12 protein-coding genes are annotated in these 14,405 nt (G+C 62.7%); 5 read left to right on the forward strand and 7 right to left on the reverse strand.

All coding sequences use genetic code 11. The annotated features are described in order from the left end of the window. The first annotated feature begins 100 nt into the window (after nucleotides 1-100). On the forward strand, nucleotides 101-787 hold the full coding sequence (ypfH, locus tag L1P05_RS05385) for an esterase (RefSeq protein WP_012847967.1): 687 nt from the start codon (nucleotides 101-103) through the stop codon (nucleotides 785-787). Nucleotides 788-800: 13 nt separating this feature from the next. On the opposite strand, the gene L1P05_RS05390 is transcribed toward ypfH, so the two are convergent. The 5 genes from L1P05_RS05390 to acrD all read right to left on the reverse strand — a co-directional run bounded on the left by L1P05_RS05390 (nucleotide 801) and on the right by acrD (nucleotide 7,669). After that, nucleotides 801-1,016, reverse strand: coding sequence for a YpfN family protein (locus tag L1P05_RS05390; protein WP_012847968.1), 216 nt, complete (start codon nucleotides 1,014-1,016; stop codon nucleotides 801-803). Further along, nucleotides 1,013-1,690, reverse strand: a complete 678-nt coding sequence (locus tag L1P05_RS05395) for a M15 family metallopeptidase (protein WP_012847969.1) — start codon at nucleotides 1,688-1,690, stop codon at nucleotides 1,013-1,015. Before L1P05_RS05395 ends, L1P05_RS05390 begins: the two co-directional genes overlap by 4 nt. Further along, the gene (dapE, locus tag L1P05_RS05400) at nucleotides 1,687-2,820 is read right to left on the reverse strand and encodes a succinyl-diaminopimelate desuccinylase (RefSeq protein ID WP_012847970.1); all 1,134 of its coding nucleotides are present in this window, start codon (nucleotides 2,818-2,820) and stop codon (nucleotides 1,687-1,689) included. Before dapE ends, L1P05_RS05395 begins: the two co-directional genes overlap by 4 nt. Next, complete coding sequence (locus tag L1P05_RS05405) at nucleotides 2,817-3,197, reverse strand: ArsC family reductase (RefSeq protein ID WP_012847971.1); 381 nt, start codon at nucleotides 3,195-3,197, stop codon at nucleotides 2,817-2,819. The genes dapE and L1P05_RS05405 overlap by 4 nt, the downstream gene beginning before the upstream one ends. 1,355 nt (nucleotides 3,198-4,552) lie before the next feature. After that, nucleotides 4,553-7,669, reverse strand: a complete 3,117-nt coding sequence (acrD, locus tag L1P05_RS05410; RefSeq protein ID WP_012847973.1) for a multidrug efflux RND transporter permease AcrD — start codon at nucleotides 7,667-7,669, stop codon at nucleotides 4,553-4,555. A 339-nt stretch (nucleotides 7,670-8,008) separates the two neighbouring features. On the opposite strand from acrD, the gene L1P05_RS05415 reads away from it, so the two are divergent. Then, nucleotides 8,009-8,317, forward strand: a complete 309-nt coding sequence (locus L1P05_RS05415; protein WP_012847974.1) for a winged helix-turn-helix domain-containing protein — start codon at nucleotides 8,009-8,011, stop codon at nucleotides 8,315-8,317. 84 nt (nucleotides 8,318-8,401) lie between these two features. On the opposite strand, the gene narP is transcribed toward L1P05_RS05415, so the two are convergent. Next, a complete protein-coding gene (gene narP / locus L1P05_RS05420) occupies nucleotides 8,402-9,049 on the reverse strand; it encodes a nitrate/nitrite response regulator protein NarP (protein WP_012847975.1) in 648 nt (215 codons plus the stop codon). A 55-nt stretch (nucleotides 9,050-9,104) separates the two neighbouring features. Then, complete coding sequence (gene narQ, locus L1P05_RS05425) at nucleotides 9,105-10,805, reverse strand: nitrate/nitrite two-component system sensor histidine kinase NarQ (RefSeq protein ID WP_012847976.1); 1,701 nt, start codon at nucleotides 10,803-10,805, stop codon at nucleotides 9,105-9,107. A 327-nt stretch (nucleotides 10,806-11,132) separates the two neighbouring features. On the opposite strand from narQ, the gene napF reads away from it, so the two are divergent. The 3 genes from napF to napA are packed head-to-tail and all read left to right on the forward strand — an operon-like array spanning nucleotide 11,133 to nucleotide 14,394. Further along, on the forward strand, nucleotides 11,133-11,642 hold the full coding sequence (gene napF, locus L1P05_RS05430; protein ID WP_015461177.1) for a ferredoxin-type protein NapF: 510 nt from the start codon (nucleotides 11,133-11,135) through the stop codon (nucleotides 11,640-11,642). Continuing rightward, the gene (gene napD, locus L1P05_RS05435) at nucleotides 11,642-11,908 is read left to right on the forward strand and encodes a chaperone NapD (RefSeq protein WP_012847979.1); all 267 of its coding nucleotides are present in this window, start codon (nucleotides 11,642-11,644) and stop codon (nucleotides 11,906-11,908) included. The genes napF and napD overlap by 1 nt, the downstream gene beginning before the upstream one ends. Continuing rightward, entirely contained in the window at nucleotides 11,905-14,394 is a 2,490-nt protein-coding gene (napA, locus tag L1P05_RS05440) for a nitrate reductase catalytic subunit NapA (RefSeq protein WP_012847980.1), read from the forward strand. Before napD ends, napA begins: the two co-directional genes overlap by 4 nt. Nucleotides 14,395-14,405 lie beyond the last annotated feature (11 nt).

Below are 14,405 nucleotides of genomic sequence, written 5' to 3' on the forward strand. Positions count from 1 at the left end.
CACCCACCCGCGGCCTGCGCGGCCCGCACGGCTTTTCTCCTGTCGCGGCAGGCGTATAGTAGGAATAAAGTGAGTCTGCATGAGTGAGTAGGAGTCGCGTATGGAACATCATCATCACGTTGTGCAACAGCCGGAGGGGACGGCACAGCAGCTGATTCTGCTGTTTCACGCCGTAGGCGATAACCCGGTCGCCATGGGGCAGATCGGGGAGTATTTCGCCCAGGCGTTCCCCCAGGCGCTGGTGGTCAGCGTAGGTTCACCTGAGCCGTCGCCGGATGGCGCAGGGCTGCAGTGGTATGCGCAAGAGGGTGAGGATGACGAGAATCGTCCGGCGCGTATTGCCGCCGCGTTGCCGCGGCTGATCGCGCTGGTGCGCTACTGGCAGCAGGTCAGCGGCGTCGGCTATGCCGCGACGGCGCTGGTAGGCTTCTCTCAGGGGGCGACGATGGCGCTGGAGGCGGTGCGCAGCGAGCCGGATTTGGCGGGCCGGGTGATCGCATTCAGCGGGCGCTTTGCCACCCTACCGCAGCATAAGCTGGGCGATACGGTGGTGCATCTGCTGCACGGCAGCGAGGATCCTCGGGTCGCCTTGGTCCACGCCCAGGCGGCCGAGCGCCAGCTGCGCAGCACCGGCACCGATGTCACGCTGGATATTGAGCCGGTGGGACATGCGATCAACGCGGCCCTGATGGAGGCGGCGCTGGAGCGGATGCGCGCCTATATTCCGCAGCGCTACTGGGATGAGGCGCTCAGCGGCAAACGTGGCGAGATCGTCGCCTACCGCTGAGGGCGCAGGGGCGCTATTTGTGCGGCGCCCTGTCTTTGTTTTTGTCCTTGTCCTGTCGGGGCCAGTCATCGTCGTCCCACTGCGCATTGTTGTCGCGGTGCGGCGGCAGCGGCGGGCGATCGTCCAGATAGTGCTTGGGATTGACGCGCATCAGCGCCTTGATCCCGTTCCAGATCATGCCGATCAGGATCAGCAGGATCACCCACCAATAGTCAGCCAGCCAGCTCATACCTTACTCTCCTGGGTACGGATATAACGGGAAAAAATCGCCTCCAGATGGGACTCTAGCCAGTCGCGTCCGGCGATGTCGCGGTCCTGCCAGGCCGCTTGCAGCACCGCAGGCGTCAGCAGGGACTCAGCCTGCTGCGCCAGCGGACGGTAGCTCAGGTGCCAAGGTTCGGCGCCGACGCCCCCCTGCTCGCCGTCAAACGGGCGGTAAAAACCGAACGCCGCCATGTGGGTATCCAGCCAGCGGGTAAGGGGATATTGGCAGCCCGTGGGCTGATACTCCCATGGCTCCAGCTGGAGCCGGGTATCCGCTGGCAGCAGATCCGGATCGTAGACGTCGAGATCGCAGCCCCAGTGGTGTCGGCTGGCGCCGGGCAGGGCGGACCAGCGCAGGATAGCCTGACAGCGCTCGCCCGGCGTCAGGTCGGTCACCTGCAGCGGCTGGCTGTCGGCGTCCAGCAGCGGGCGCGCTCCGTTGAACTTGTCATTCCAGATGGCCTGCTGGCGCGCAAAGTCGCGAAAGCTGCTGGCGGGCTGCAGGTTTAGCCCATCGGCGAGCGCGCGCCGCTGCATGGCGCGAAACGCGTCGGCGGCCCGCGGCTGCAGGCGGTGGTTGCCGCCGATGGACACCAGGTGATCGGTGCTCTGACCGGTCAGCATCGCCGGGGTGATCATGCGATGAGTTGCTCCATAATCCGTTGGTACATGCGGCTGAGGCTCTGTAGGTCGGCCGCGCTGACGCATTCGTTGACTTTATGTATGGTGGCGTTAAGCGGCCCCAGCTCGACCACCTGGGCACCCATGCGGGCAATGAAACGCCCGTCGGATGTGCCGCCGGTGGTCAGCAGACGCGGGGTCTGGCCCCCGTAGCAGGCGACGGCGTTGACCACCGCGTCGACCAGCTCGCCGCCCGGCGTCAGGAACGGCAGGCCGGAGAGGGACCAGTTGAGGGTGTAGCGCAGGCCGTGTCGATCCAGCAGCGCCGTTACGCGTTGCTGGATCGACTCAACGCTCGATTCGGTGCTGAAACGCAGGTTGAACTGTACATACATATCGCCGGGGATCACATTATTGCTGCCGGTACCGGCGGCGATATTGGCAATCTGCAGGCTGGTCGGCGGGAAGAAGTCGTTGCCGTTATCCCACGCGATCGCCACCAGCTCCGCCAGCATCGGCGCGGCGCGGTGCACCGGATTGTCGGCCAGATGGGGGTAGGCGACGTGCCCCTGGGTGCCGTGCACAGTCAGATCGGCGGTGATGGAGCCGCGGCGGCCGTTTTTGACCACGTCGCCCAGACGCTGCTCGCTGGAGGGCTCACCCACCAGGCAGTAGTCAAGGCGCTCGCCGCGCGCCATCAGGGTCTCGACGACGCGGACGGTGCCGTTGACCGCGCTGGCCTCCTCATCGGAGGTGATTAAAAAGGCCAGTCGACCGCGGTGATCTGGCCTGGCGGAGACAAAGCGTTCGGCGGCGACCACCATGGCGGCCAGCGATCCCTTCATATCCGCCGCGCCGCGGCCGTACAGCATGCCGTCCTGCAGCGTCGGGGTAAACGGGGGGTGGCGCCACTGGCGTTCATCGCCGGGCGGTACGACGTCGGTATGGCCGGCAAAGGCCAGCACCGGGCCATCGCCGCCGCGCCAGGCCCACAGATTGCGGGTATCGCCGTGCGGCATCTCTTCAATATGAAAGTCCAGCGCGCGCAGGCGGGCCAGCAGGATATCCTGGCATCCGGCGTCGTTGGGGCTGATTGACGGGCAGCGGATCAGCTGCTGCGCCAGCGTGAGGACCGGACAGACGCTCATTGTGCCTCCTCGGCGAAAAACTGCGCATAGCGCTCTGGGGTGAAGCCGAGCAGCAGGTGCTCTCCCCGCTGCAGCAGCGGGCGCTTGATCAGCGCCGGAGAGGCGAGCATCAGCCGCGCCGCTGCCTCTGGCTGAGCGGCGTCGGCGCGGGTGGCCTCATCCAGGCCGCGCCAGGTGGTGCCGCGGGTATTCAGCAGCGCGCTGACGCCGAGCTGCGCGATAAAGCCGTTTAGCCGCGTCTCATCGAGGCCATCGCTGCGGTAGTCGTGAAAGCGATAGGGGATCTGCCGTTCATCCAGCCACCTGCGGGCCTTCTTAACCGTATCGCAGTTTTTGATGCCATAAAGGATGACCTTAGTCTCTGCCGTATTTTTCATGGACTTACCTTTCCCCCTGTTGCGCTTAGTCCGCTGTAGCATACAGGCGATCTGACCATATGGAAATATTCGAACCGCTGGCGCCAACGCGCTTTCTGCCCTTATTCCGGCGACCGTGCGGAGAGCGCAGGGGCTCAGCGCGCCATCTCTGACATCGGATCGTTTTATCGACGCTCGACGCCGGGGCCGCGGGATACTGACGAGTGCGCCATCGGCTGGCTTAGCCACCGCTGAACGGCGGCGTCTCCGGGGATCTCGCGGGTTAAACGGGGGATCGCCGACGGTGGGCGGGGAGAGGCCGTGGAAATTTTATCCACAGAAATCTTCACGGGAAGGGGGGGACGGGTTATCATGCAGGCGGACATAAATTCGACAACATAGAATGATATTACGATGATTGATAAAGAATTGGATACCTGGAAGTCATTTATTGAATTTATTTTGAGCCAGCGGGAGCAAACGCAGCAGTAGAGATCGTCCTCTCTCCGATAGGGGCGCGCGCGAGGCGACGGATACGCAATATTGCGTATGCTATATAATAAAAACTATATAGTTATGCTGTTTGGTATCAGGCTTTTCTCGTCTATTTTCTTTCGTCGCAGGGATAACTGGCGCGTGAGACTGCGTGCGTCTGTGCCGAGGCGATAGCGTCTCGTTGACCGCCGCCGCGGGGCTCTGCACCTATCGTCCGCCGTGGGGCGGATCGCCTGGCTTACGCCAATCCTCAATGAGGGAGAATGCGCCGGTGGTATCTCTTTTTTGACCTCTCACGCGCTGACTCGCTGAACGGCGCCGTAAATTTCGCGACGGCGTCATGCATTATGGCAAGCGAGTGTGGATAGCTGTCCTCTTTTTTCTATTATTGATACCCGCTTATTTTTTTATTTTCGTTATTTCTTGAACATATTATCCGCTCACGCTCTGCGCCGCGTTCAATAATCCGCTCACGCTCTGCGCCGCGTTCAATAATCCGCTTGGCGGCGGCGCGCGCGCAAAAGCGGCCCTCGGTTGTTAATTCTGCTGTTCATATTGATGCCGTCGGGATAACGCTGAAATCATTTCGACGGTAATATCATCGCCGTTGGCAATCAGCTGCGTCTGTATGTCGAGGCGCATCTTACGGCGGGTCAATGCAATCAACTCTCGGTATGACGGAGCCCCCGCGTGGGGGCCTCTCGGCTGGCGGGGCATGATGTTTTCGCGAAAGAGTATCGCGAATGGCAACGCGCGGTATCGTCATCCGCCTTTCAAACGCGCGGCGTATATTCATGTTGGCGCTGCACGGTTGCTGGGGTAATGGCGTAGGATACCGCGGCGCGCTGCGCCGGGCCCGAAGGCACCGGCGTCAGCGGTGTTTATCGATGTCGATCGTCCTTACCGGGAAAGCGGCGGCGCACCAGAATAAAGAACAGCGGAACAAAGTAGATCGACAGCAGGGTGGCGGCGATCATGCCGCCCAGCACCCCGGTACCGACCGCGTGCTGGCTGCCGGAGCCCGCGCCGTGGCTGAGCGTCAGCGGCAGTACGCCGAAGATGAAGGCCAGCGAGGTCATCAGGATCGGGCGCAGGCGCAGGCGACATGCCTCCAGCGTCGCCTCCAGCAGATCTTTGCCGCTGCGATTGAGTTCGTTGGCGAACTCGACGATCAGAATGGCGTTTTTCGCCGACAGGCCGATGATGGTCAGCAGCCCCACCTGGAAATAGACATCGTTTTCCAGCCCGCGCAGCCAGGTGGCGCAGACGGCGCCCAGCACGCCGAGCGGCACCACCAGCATGACCGAGAAGGGGATCGACCAGCTTTCATACAGCGCCGCCAGACACAGGAATACCACCAGCAGGGAGAGGGCGTACAGCGCCGGTGCCTGGGCGCCGGAGAGGCGCTCCTGATAGGACATGCCGGTCCACTCTAGGCCAAATCCGCTGGGCAGTTCGCTGACCAGCTGTTCCATGATCGCCATGGCGCGGCCGGTGCTGATCCCCTGCGCCGCCTCGCCGACGATTTCGACCGCCGCCTCGCCGTTATAGCGTTCCAGACGCGGAGAGCCGTAGTTCCAGCGGGTGTTGGCAAAGGCGGAGAAAGGCACCATATCGCCTTGGCTATTCCGAACATACCATTTGTTAATGTCTGACGGCAGCATGCGGTAGGCGGCCTCGCCCTGCACATAGACCTTCTTCACCCGTCCCCGGTTGAGAAAGTCATTGACGTAGGTTGAGCCCCAGGCGGTTTTCAGCGTGTCGTTAATATCGTCGATGCTAACGCCGAGCGCCTGCGCCTTGCGCTGATCGATGTCGACCTGCAGCTGCGGGCTGTCGTCCATCCCGTTATGGCGCACCCGGGTCAGCTCCGGCTGCTTGGCCGCGGCGGCCAGCAGCCGATCGCGGGCCTGCATCAGCGCATCGTGACCGAGACCGGCGTGATCCTCCAGCTCCAGATCGAAGCCGGCGGAGCTGCCGAGCCCGGAGATGGCCGGCGGGCTGCTGGCAAAGACCCGCGCTTCGCGAATGTTGGCGAAGGCCCGGCTGGCGCGCTCAATGATGGCGGCGGCGCTGTCGTCGTCGCCGGTGCGCTGATCCCAGGGCTTGAGACGCACGAACATGCGCGCGACGTTCTGGCCGTTGCCGCCCGGCCCGGCGCCGACGATGGAGAAGACCGACTGTACGTCTTTGCCCTCGTCGACCAGCAGGTAGCGTTCTACCTTTTCCACCACCTTCAGGGTCTCCTGCTGCGTAGCGCCGACCGGCAGCTGGATTTGGGTCATGAAGACCCCGCGATCCTCCAGCGGTAGAAAGGAGGTGGGCAGATGCAGGTACAGCGTGCCCAGTCCGCCGAGGCTCAACAGATAGAGCAGCATGCTGCGTCCGCCGTTGCGTACCACCCGGCCCACGCCGTTCTCATAGCGCAGGGCGCTGCGCTCAAAGGTGCGGTTAAACCAGCCAAAGAAGCCTTTTTTGGCGTGCAGCTGCGTCTTGTTGACCGGTCGCAGCAGGGTGGCGCACAGGGCGGGGGTCAGGATCAGCGCCACCAGCACCGAGAAGATCATGGCGGAGACGATGGTGATGGAGAACTGGCGATAAATCGCGCCGGTGGTGCCGCCGAAGAAGGCCATCGGCACGAAGACCGCCGACAGCACCAGAGCGATCCCCACCAGCGCCCCCTGGATCTGATCCATCGATTTGCGCGTCGCCTCCCGCGGCGAGAGTCCCTCTTCGCTCATCAGACGTTCGACGTTTTCCACCACCACGATGGCATCGTCGACCAACAGTCCGATGGCCAGCACCATGGCGAACATGGTCAGGGTGTTGATGCTGTATCCCATGGCAAACAGCACGGCAAAGGTTCCCAGCAGCACCACCGGCACGGCGATGGTCGGGATCAGGGTCGCGCGCAGGTTCTGCAGGAACAGGTACATCACCAGAAACACCAGGGCGATGGCCTCAAACAGGGTTTTGACCACATCCTGGATCGCCGCCTGAACAAAGGGGGTGGTTTCGTAGGCGTACTCCACCTTCAGGCCGTGGGGAAAATAGGGCTCCAGCTGCGCCAGCTTGGCCTTGACCCGCGCATCGGTGGCCAGCTCATTGGCGCCGGAGGCCAGCTTAATGCTCATTCCGGAGGCCGGTTTGCCGTTGAAGCGCGACAGATAGTCATACTTTTCAGCGCCCAGCTCGACCTGGGCCACGTCGCCCAGCGTCACCAGAGAGCCGTCGCTGTTCACCCGCAGCGTTATTGCGCGGAACTGCGCTGGCGTCTGGAGCTGGGACTGTGCCATCAGGGTCGCGTTGAGCGCCTGGCCGGGAACCGCCGGGGTGGCGCCGATCTGGCCGACGGCGATCTGGCTATTCTGACTTTTGATCGCGCTGACGACGTCTTGGGTCGTCAGGCGGAACTGGTTGAGCTTGGTGGGATCGAGCCAGATACGCATGGCGTACTGGGAGCCAAACGCATCGACGCTGCCGACGCCGTCGATTCGGCTGAGCGGGTCCTGCAGATTACTGGCCACATAGTCGGCGATATCCTGACGATCCATGCTGCCGTCGGTGGAGACAAAGGCGACCGTCATCAGGCTGCTGTCGCCGGATTTGCTGACGCGTATCCCCTGCAGCTGAACCTCCTGCGGCAGTTTACGGGTGGCGGCGCTGAGCTGATTTTGGACCTGCTGCATCGCCTCATTGGGATCGGTGCCGGACTGAAAGGTCAGCGTAATGGAGGCGCTGCCGCTGCTGCTGCTCTGGGAGGACATGTACATCAGCCCATCCAGGCCGGTCATGTTCTGTTCGATGACCTGAGTCACGGTGTTTTCCAGGGTCTGGGCCGATGCGCCGGGGTAGGAGGCGCTGATGCGCACCGTCGGCGGCGCCAGATTCGGGTATTGCTCAATGGGGAGCTGGTGGATGGCCAGCAGCCCCGCCAGGCTAAAAATGATGGCGATGACCCAGGCAAAAATGGGGCGATCGATGAAAAATTTAGCCATGCAGCAACCCTAGTTAATCTGATGCGAGGTGACGCGCGGCGGCAGGCCGTGACGCGCCTGAACCGCATAGAATGATGCTGCACTGTATCCTGCGCCGCGGAAAAAAAAGTGGAGAAAAAATGGAAAAAACGTAAAAAATCGTGCGTTGGAGCATGGCTGTCTTTCGGTTGCGCAAAAAACGCGCGCCGCCGCGCCGTCCGGCGCATATTTGCCCGGGGCGGGGTGAAAAGTTGTGCAATACTGAAGTTCGCCTCGGCGCGTGCTACGTCTGCGCGGGGATCACCAACGTTGTCGCGCCGTGCGAGGGGTGTCCCGCATCGGGCGTTTGAAGGAGAAGAGATGGAGATCAATCCGGTATTTGCCCGCCGGCTGTACCTGTGCTGGCTGCTGACCCACGAAGAGAAACCCAATGTCCCGCGCCTGATGCAGCTGACCGGTTGGCCGCGGCGTACGCTGCAGGATGTGCTCAAGGCGCTGCCGGGGCTGGGGGTCACCCTGCGTTTCGTTGAGCAGGGCGTGCGTCATAACGATGGCTACTACACCCTGACGGACTGGGGGCCCCTTGATGCCGGGTGGATAGCGCAGCATGTCGACGGGCTGGTGGCATGCCTGGATCAGTCTGGGCCGCGTGAAACTGCGCGCCCCTAAGGGGCGCGGGAGCATACTCAGCGGGGGTCATCGTCACCCAGGCGGCGGGCCGAGATTTCCCACTGACGGCCCTATCTCCCGCGATCAGCTGTTTTTGTACTCCAGGTACAGCACCGTGGCGGCCACGCGGGAGCGGACGTTGAGCTTGCGCAGCAGGTTGCGGATGTGCACCTTGACGGTCTCCTCCGAGATGTGCAGCTGCGCGGCGATCTGCTTGTTGGACATGCCGCGAGCCACCTCCTGCAGGACATCCAGCTCGCGTTCGGTCAGGTCGGCCAGCGGATCGGCGATTTCGCTGCGGGTGCTCAGGTAGGCGAGCACCGACTCGCTGAACACCGAGCGCCCCTCCGCCGCCTGGCGGATCTGGGCCAGCAGCGCCTCGGGTTCGCTGTCCTTCAGCAGATAGCCGTCGGCGCCGGCGTCGACCAGCGCATACACGTCGCTGCGGGCGTCGGAGACGGTCAGAATGATAATGCGGGCGTCGATGCCCTCATTGCGCAGGGCCTTCAGCGTATCCAGCCCCGATAATCCCTTCATATTGAGATCCAGCAGGATCAGATCCGGCTGGCTGCGTTCGGCCAGGGCAATGGCCTCGCTGCCGTTGCTGGCTTCGGCGACCACGCTGAAGACGCTGTCCAGTTCCAACAGCTGACGAACTCCGCGGCGCATCAGCGGGTGATCGTCGACGATCATGACGCGGAAAGGGGCGGTAGTTGATGTTGGATGTTCCATAACGAGCTCCCTGAAGAGGGGCGGTCATTGCCCGCCCGTAGTTTATTATTATAAATCAGATCCCGTCGCCGGTAGGGGGACGAAAGATCAAGGTTACCCGCGTCCCGCCGTCGGGGCCCGGGGTGATATGCAGTTCTCCCCCAAGACGGGCGGCGCGCTCGGCCATGATGGTCAGGCCATAGTGACCGGGCGGCTCCTCGGCGCTGGGCAGGCCGATGCCGTCGTCGGTGACGCTGATCACGTTGGCGCCGTCGTCACGACAGCAGCAGCTCAGGGTAATGTGCTGCGCCTGGGCGTGCTTGATCGCGTTGAGCGTCGCTTCTCGGACGATTTGCAACAAGTGAACCTGCTGCTGTGCGTTCAGCGACTGAGAGGAGAGCGCACAGTGTAGCGTAATCCGCGCGTCGGTCTGTAATTTTAGCGGCGCCAGTAGCTGTTGCAACGCCTCGCGCAGATCGGCCTCTTCGATGGTCAGTCGGAAGGTGGCCAGCAGCTCGCGCAGCTGGCGGTAGGCGTCGCTGAGCGCCTGATCGAAGTCGCGAATAATCGCCTGCGCCGGGTGGTTGTCGGCATCGGTTGCCCGCCGCAGCAGGGTTATCTGGATACGCAGGAAAGCCAGCGCCTGGGCCAGGGAGTCGTGCAGCTCGCGGGCGATGGTGGCTCGCTCCTCCATCAGCAGCAGCTGCAGCTGCTGCTTTTGCGCCCGATTGAAGTAGACCCCGCGGCTGAGCATGTTGGCGACGTTCTGCATCAGCTGCATCTGCGGCGACTGCCGCGCGGGCCAGCGCAGCGCGCCGAGCGGCTGTCCGTCCAGCATCAGGGGCAGTTCCTGGGTAGGCTCGCGTTCATCCGTGGGGCCGCTGGCGAGCAGCCAGCGGCCCTGGCCGCTGTCGATCACCTCCAGCTGCAGGAAGTCGAGCGCCTCGCTGCTGCGCACGATGTTCAGCACCTGCTCAAAGCTGGGCTGGGTTATCTGGCTGACGGTCAGCGCCTGCGAGGCCTCAAACAGTACCCCCAGGGTACGGTTGGCCTGAGTCAGGCTCTCGGTCTTCTCCTGCACTTTCTCTTCCAGGGAGCGGTACAGCTTCTCCAGCTCACCGGACATGCGCACAAAGGCCTTGGAGAGCACCCCCATTTCATTGGGCAGATTGACGTCCAGCTGCAGCGGAGCGAAGTGGCCGTTTTGCATGCGGATGCTGGCGGAGACCAGCTTGTTGAGCGGCGCAACCACCTCACGGCGGATGGTGCGGATGGAGAACCAGACCAGCCCTATCAGCGCCAGCAGCCCGACCAGGCTTATCAGCACCACCTGCTCCATCTTCTGTTCGGCGTAATGCTGCAGCACCAGCACGAAATGGTCGATCTGATCGACATAGTGGGCGACGCCGTGCAGAAAGGCCTGGCTATGCCCTTGGCGCAGCTGAATGTCCAGCTCCTGCCAGGTATCCAGCAGCTGGGTATATTCGTCGCGTACCGACGTTGGCACATAAAAGCGGGTGAGCTTTTGCAGCGCCGGGGCGCGCAGCGACTGGCCGTACTCCTGCAGGTGGCGGGCGATATCCTGGGGCTGGCTGGTGAGGTCGTAGGCCAGACGGTAGCTCTGCATGCGCAGCGAGCCGGCAATATTGACCGCCTCGGCATCGTTGATGCTGCTGGCGACTGTCAGCAGGGCGATCCCGGTCGACAGAACGGAGAGGATCACCATGGCGATCAGGGCGCGCGCCAGGGTACTGGTCACGGAGCGTTTTACCAACACGGCTGTTTTCCTCATCGGGGCGCGGCGCACGGCGACGGTGACGTGCGGTAATGCGCTGTATATTTAAGTAAATAGCGAATGACGCCGGGAGAGTGGACACAATGCGTGAAAGCGGCCAGAAAGGTTTGATCCTGCGCAATTATTCCCCCCATTTAACCCAAAAGAGGAATTATCAGCCGCGGTGGAAACCGGATACTCAACGGCATAAGACCCATAAACGCGATGCCTTTATTAACAAATAAATTAAGCGCGATAAACCGTTAAGCGCTTTTTGGCCCGCAAAGTCACTTTTTACCCGATGGATGAGCAATGTCACAGGAGCGCGCGATGACTACCCTGTCCCGACGCCATTTGCTGCGTGGTCGCTGGCATCATGCCACCGCGCAGGTGCGCCCGCCGTGGTCTGTGAATGCGTCGGCCTTTATCGCCGGCTGCAGCCGCTGTCATGCCTGTATTGCCCAGTGTGAAAGCGGGGTGCTGGTCGTTGGCCAGGGCGGCTTTCCCTCCCTCGATTTTTCCCGTGCGGAATGTACCTTTTGTCGGCGGTGCGCCGATGCCTGTCCCGAGGCGCTGTTTCTTGACGCCGAGCAGGCGCCCTGGCGGCTGCGTGCCGAGATCGCGGAGCACTGTCTGTCCCGGCGCGGTATCGAGTGCCGTAGCTGTCAGGACGGCTGCGAGCCGCGGGCGATCGCCTTTATTCCACGGCCGGGCGGCGTGGCTGCCATCCAACTGATATCCGAATGCTGTAGCGGCTGCGGCGCCTGCGTTGCGGCCTGCCCGGTGAACGCGATTCAGATGGCGGAACAGGCCTGCCCCCTTGAGGTTAAGGAAGCGTAATGAGCAGTGAGATATGGCACGTCTGCGGGCTGGTGGTTCAGGCCCGCCCGCAGTCCGTCGAGGCGGTGGCGCAGGCGCTGTCCGCGATGGAAGAGACCGAAGTCGCGGCCAGCGAGCCGCAGCAGGGCAAGCTTGTGGTTGTCATGCAGAGCGAGGATTCAGGCAGGCTGCTGGATCGAATTGAGTCAGTGCGCAATGTGGCAGGCGTGCTGGCGGTGTCGCTGGTTTATCACCAGCAGGATGAGCAAGGTGAGGATACGCCATGAAACTCAGTCGTCGAGACTTCATGAAAGCCAACGCCGTCGCTGCCGCTGCCGCCGCAGCGGGGCTGACCATTCCGACCGTGGCACGGGCGGTAACGGAAGGCGGATCGGATAACATCACGTGGGATAAGGCGCCGTGCCGCTTCTGCGGTACCGGCTGCGGGGTGCTGGTCGGCACCCAGAATGGCCGCGTCGTGGCCTCTCAGGGGGATCCGGATGCGCCGGTCAACCGCGGGCTGAACTGCATCAAGGGCTACTTTTTGCCCAAGATCATGTACGGTAAGGATCGTCTGACCCAGCCGCTGCTGCGGATGAAGGCAGGCCAGTATGACAAAGAGGGCGAGTTTACGCCGGTCAGCTGGGATCAGGCGTTTGATGTGATGGCCGCCAAGTTTAAGGGCGCGCTGAAAGAGAAGGGGCCGGGCGCCGTCGGGATGTTTGGCTCCGGGCAGTGGACGGTCTGGGAGGGCTACGCCGCCGCCAAGCTGTTCAAGGCCGGCTTCCGCTCCAACAACATCGATCCCAACGCCCGTCACTGCATGGCCTCCGCGGTGGTCGGCTTTATGCGCACCTTCGGTATGGATGAGCCGATGGGCTGCTATGATGACATCGAGCAGGCCGACGCCTTTGTGCTGTGGGGCTCCAACATGGCGGAGATGCACCCGATCCTCTGGTCGCGCATCACCAACCGCCGTCTGAGCAACGATAAGGTGCAGGTCGCGGTGCTGTCCACCTTCGAGCACCGTAGCTTTGAGCTGGCGGACAACCCGATTATCTTCACCCCGCAGTCCGATCTGGTCATCCTGAACTACATCGCCAACTACATTATCCAGAATAACGCCGTCGATCAGGCATTTATGGATAAGCACGTCAATATTCGCAAAGGGGCGACGGATATCGGCTACGGCCTGCGTCCGACCGATCCGCTGGAGAAGGCGGCGAAGAACCCGGGCAGCGATGCCTCCGAGCCGATGAGCTTCGACGACTACAAAGCCTTTGTGGCCGACTATACCCTGGAAAAAACCGCCAAGATGACCGGGGTGCCGCAGGATCAGCTGCTGGCGCTGGCCAAGCTGTATGCCGACCCGAACATCAAGGTGGTCTCTTACTGGACCATGGGCTTTAACCAGCATACCCGCGGGGTATGGGCCAATAACCTGTGCTACAACATTCACCTGTTGACCGGCAAGATCTCCCAGCCGGGCTGCGGCCCCTTCTCTCTGACCGGCCAGCCCTCGGCCTGCGGCACCGCGCGTGAGGTCGGCACCTTTGCCCACCGCCTGCCGGCGGATATGGTGGTGACCAACGAGAAGCATCGTCAGATCGCCGAAACCCGCTGGAAGATCCCGGCCGGAACCATTCCGGACAAGGTGGGGCTGCACGCCGTCGCCCAGGATCGCGCGCTGAAGGACGGCAAGCTCAATGCCTATTGGGTGATGTGTAACAACAACATGCAGGCCGGTCCGAACATCAATGCGGATCGTATGCCGGGCTGGCGCGATCCGCGTAACTTTATTGTGGTGTCCGATCCGTACCCGACGGTGAGCGCGCTCTCCGCCGACCTGATCCTGCCGACCGCCATGTGGGTGGAGAAAGAGGGGGCCTACGGCAACGCCGAGCGCCGCACCCAGTTCTGGCACCAGCAGGTGAAGGCGCCGGGCGAGGCCAAGTCGGACCTGTGGCAGCTGATGGAGTTCTCCAAGCGCTTCACCGTCGATGAGGTCTGGCCGGCGGAGCTGCTGGCGAAGATGCCGGCGCTGAAGGGCAAGACCCTGTATGAGGTGCTGTATGTCAACGGTAACGTCGACAAGTACCCGCTGGACGAGGTGCCGGCCGACCGCCTGAACGATGAGGCGCGCGCCTGCGGCTTCTACGTGCAGAAGGGGCTGTTTGAGGAGTACGCCGGCTTTGGCCGCGGCCACGGCCACGATCTGGCGCCGTTCGATGCCTACCACAAGGCGCGCGGCATCCGCTGGCCGGTGGTCGATGGCAAAGAGACGCTGTGGCGCTACCGCGAAGGCTACGATCCGTTCGTCAAGGGCGGGGAAGAGGTGCGCTTCTACGGCAAGCCGGACGGTAAGGCGGTGATCTTCGCGCTGCCCTATGAGCCGCCCGCCGAAAGCCCGGATCAGGAGTACGACCTGTGGCTGTCTACCGGCCGCGTCCTGGAGCACTGGCACACCGGGTCGATGACCCGCCGAGTGCCGGAGCTGCATCGCGCCTTCCCGGAGGCGGTGCTGTTTATCCACCCGCTGGATGCCAAGGCGCGCGGTCTGCGCCGCGGCGACAAGGTGAAGGTGATGTCGCGCCGCGGTGAGCTGGTGTCCATTGTCGAGACCCGCGGCCGTAACCGCGTACCGCAGGGGTTGGTCTACATGCCGTTCTTCGATGCCGCCCAGCTGGTTAACGTGCTGACGCTGGACGCCACCGATCCGCTGTCGAAAGAGACCGATTTCAAGAAGTGCGCAGTGAAGATTGAGAAGGTGTAAGGACGGCGCAG

Source organism: Edwardsiella piscicida, assembly GCF_021733145.1.
In the GTDB taxonomy this organism is placed as follows: Bacteria; Pseudomonadota; Gammaproteobacteria; order Enterobacterales; family Enterobacteriaceae; genus Edwardsiella; species Edwardsiella piscicida.

Excerpts from the sequence above, each read along its gene's own strand:
- acrD (WP_012847973.1), bottom strand. The coding sequence starts at position 7,669 with ATGGCTAAATTTTTCATCGATCGCCCCATTTTTGCCTGGGTCATCGCC.
- L1P05_RS05390 (WP_012847968.1), bottom strand. The coding sequence starts at position 1,016 with ATGAGCTGGCTGGCTGACTATTGGTGGGTGATCCTGCTGATCCTGATC.
- L1P05_RS05415 (WP_012847974.1), top strand. The coding sequence starts at position 8,009 with ATGGAGATCAATCCGGTATTTGCCCGCCGGCTGTACCTGTGCTGGCTG.
- napD (WP_012847979.1), top strand. The coding sequence starts at position 11,642 with ATGAGCAGTGAGATATGGCACGTCTGCGGGCTGGTGGTTCAGGCCCGC.
- L1P05_RS05395 (WP_012847969.1), bottom strand. The coding sequence starts at position 1,690 with ATGATCACCCCGGCGATGCTGACCGGTCAGAGCACCGATCACCTGGTG.
- ypfH (WP_012847967.1), top strand. The coding sequence starts at position 101 with ATGGAACATCATCATCACGTTGTGCAACAGCCGGAGGGGACGGCACAG.
- narP (WP_012847975.1), bottom strand. The coding sequence starts at position 9,049 with ATGGAACATCCAACATCAACTACCGCCCCTTTCCGCGTCATGATCGTC.
- napF (WP_015461177.1), top strand. The coding sequence starts at position 11,133 with ATGACTACCCTGTCCCGACGCCATTTGCTGCGTGGTCGCTGGCATCAT.
- L1P05_RS05405 (WP_012847971.1), bottom strand. The coding sequence starts at position 3,197 with ATGAAAAATACGGCAGAGACTAAGGTCATCCTTTATGGCATCAAAAAC.
- napA (WP_012847980.1), top strand. The coding sequence starts at position 11,905 with ATGAAACTCAGTCGTCGAGACTTCATGAAAGCCAACGCCGTCGCTGCC.
- dapE (WP_012847970.1), bottom strand. The coding sequence starts at position 2,820 with ATGAGCGTCTGTCCGGTCCTCACGCTGGCGCAGCAGCTGATCCGCTGC.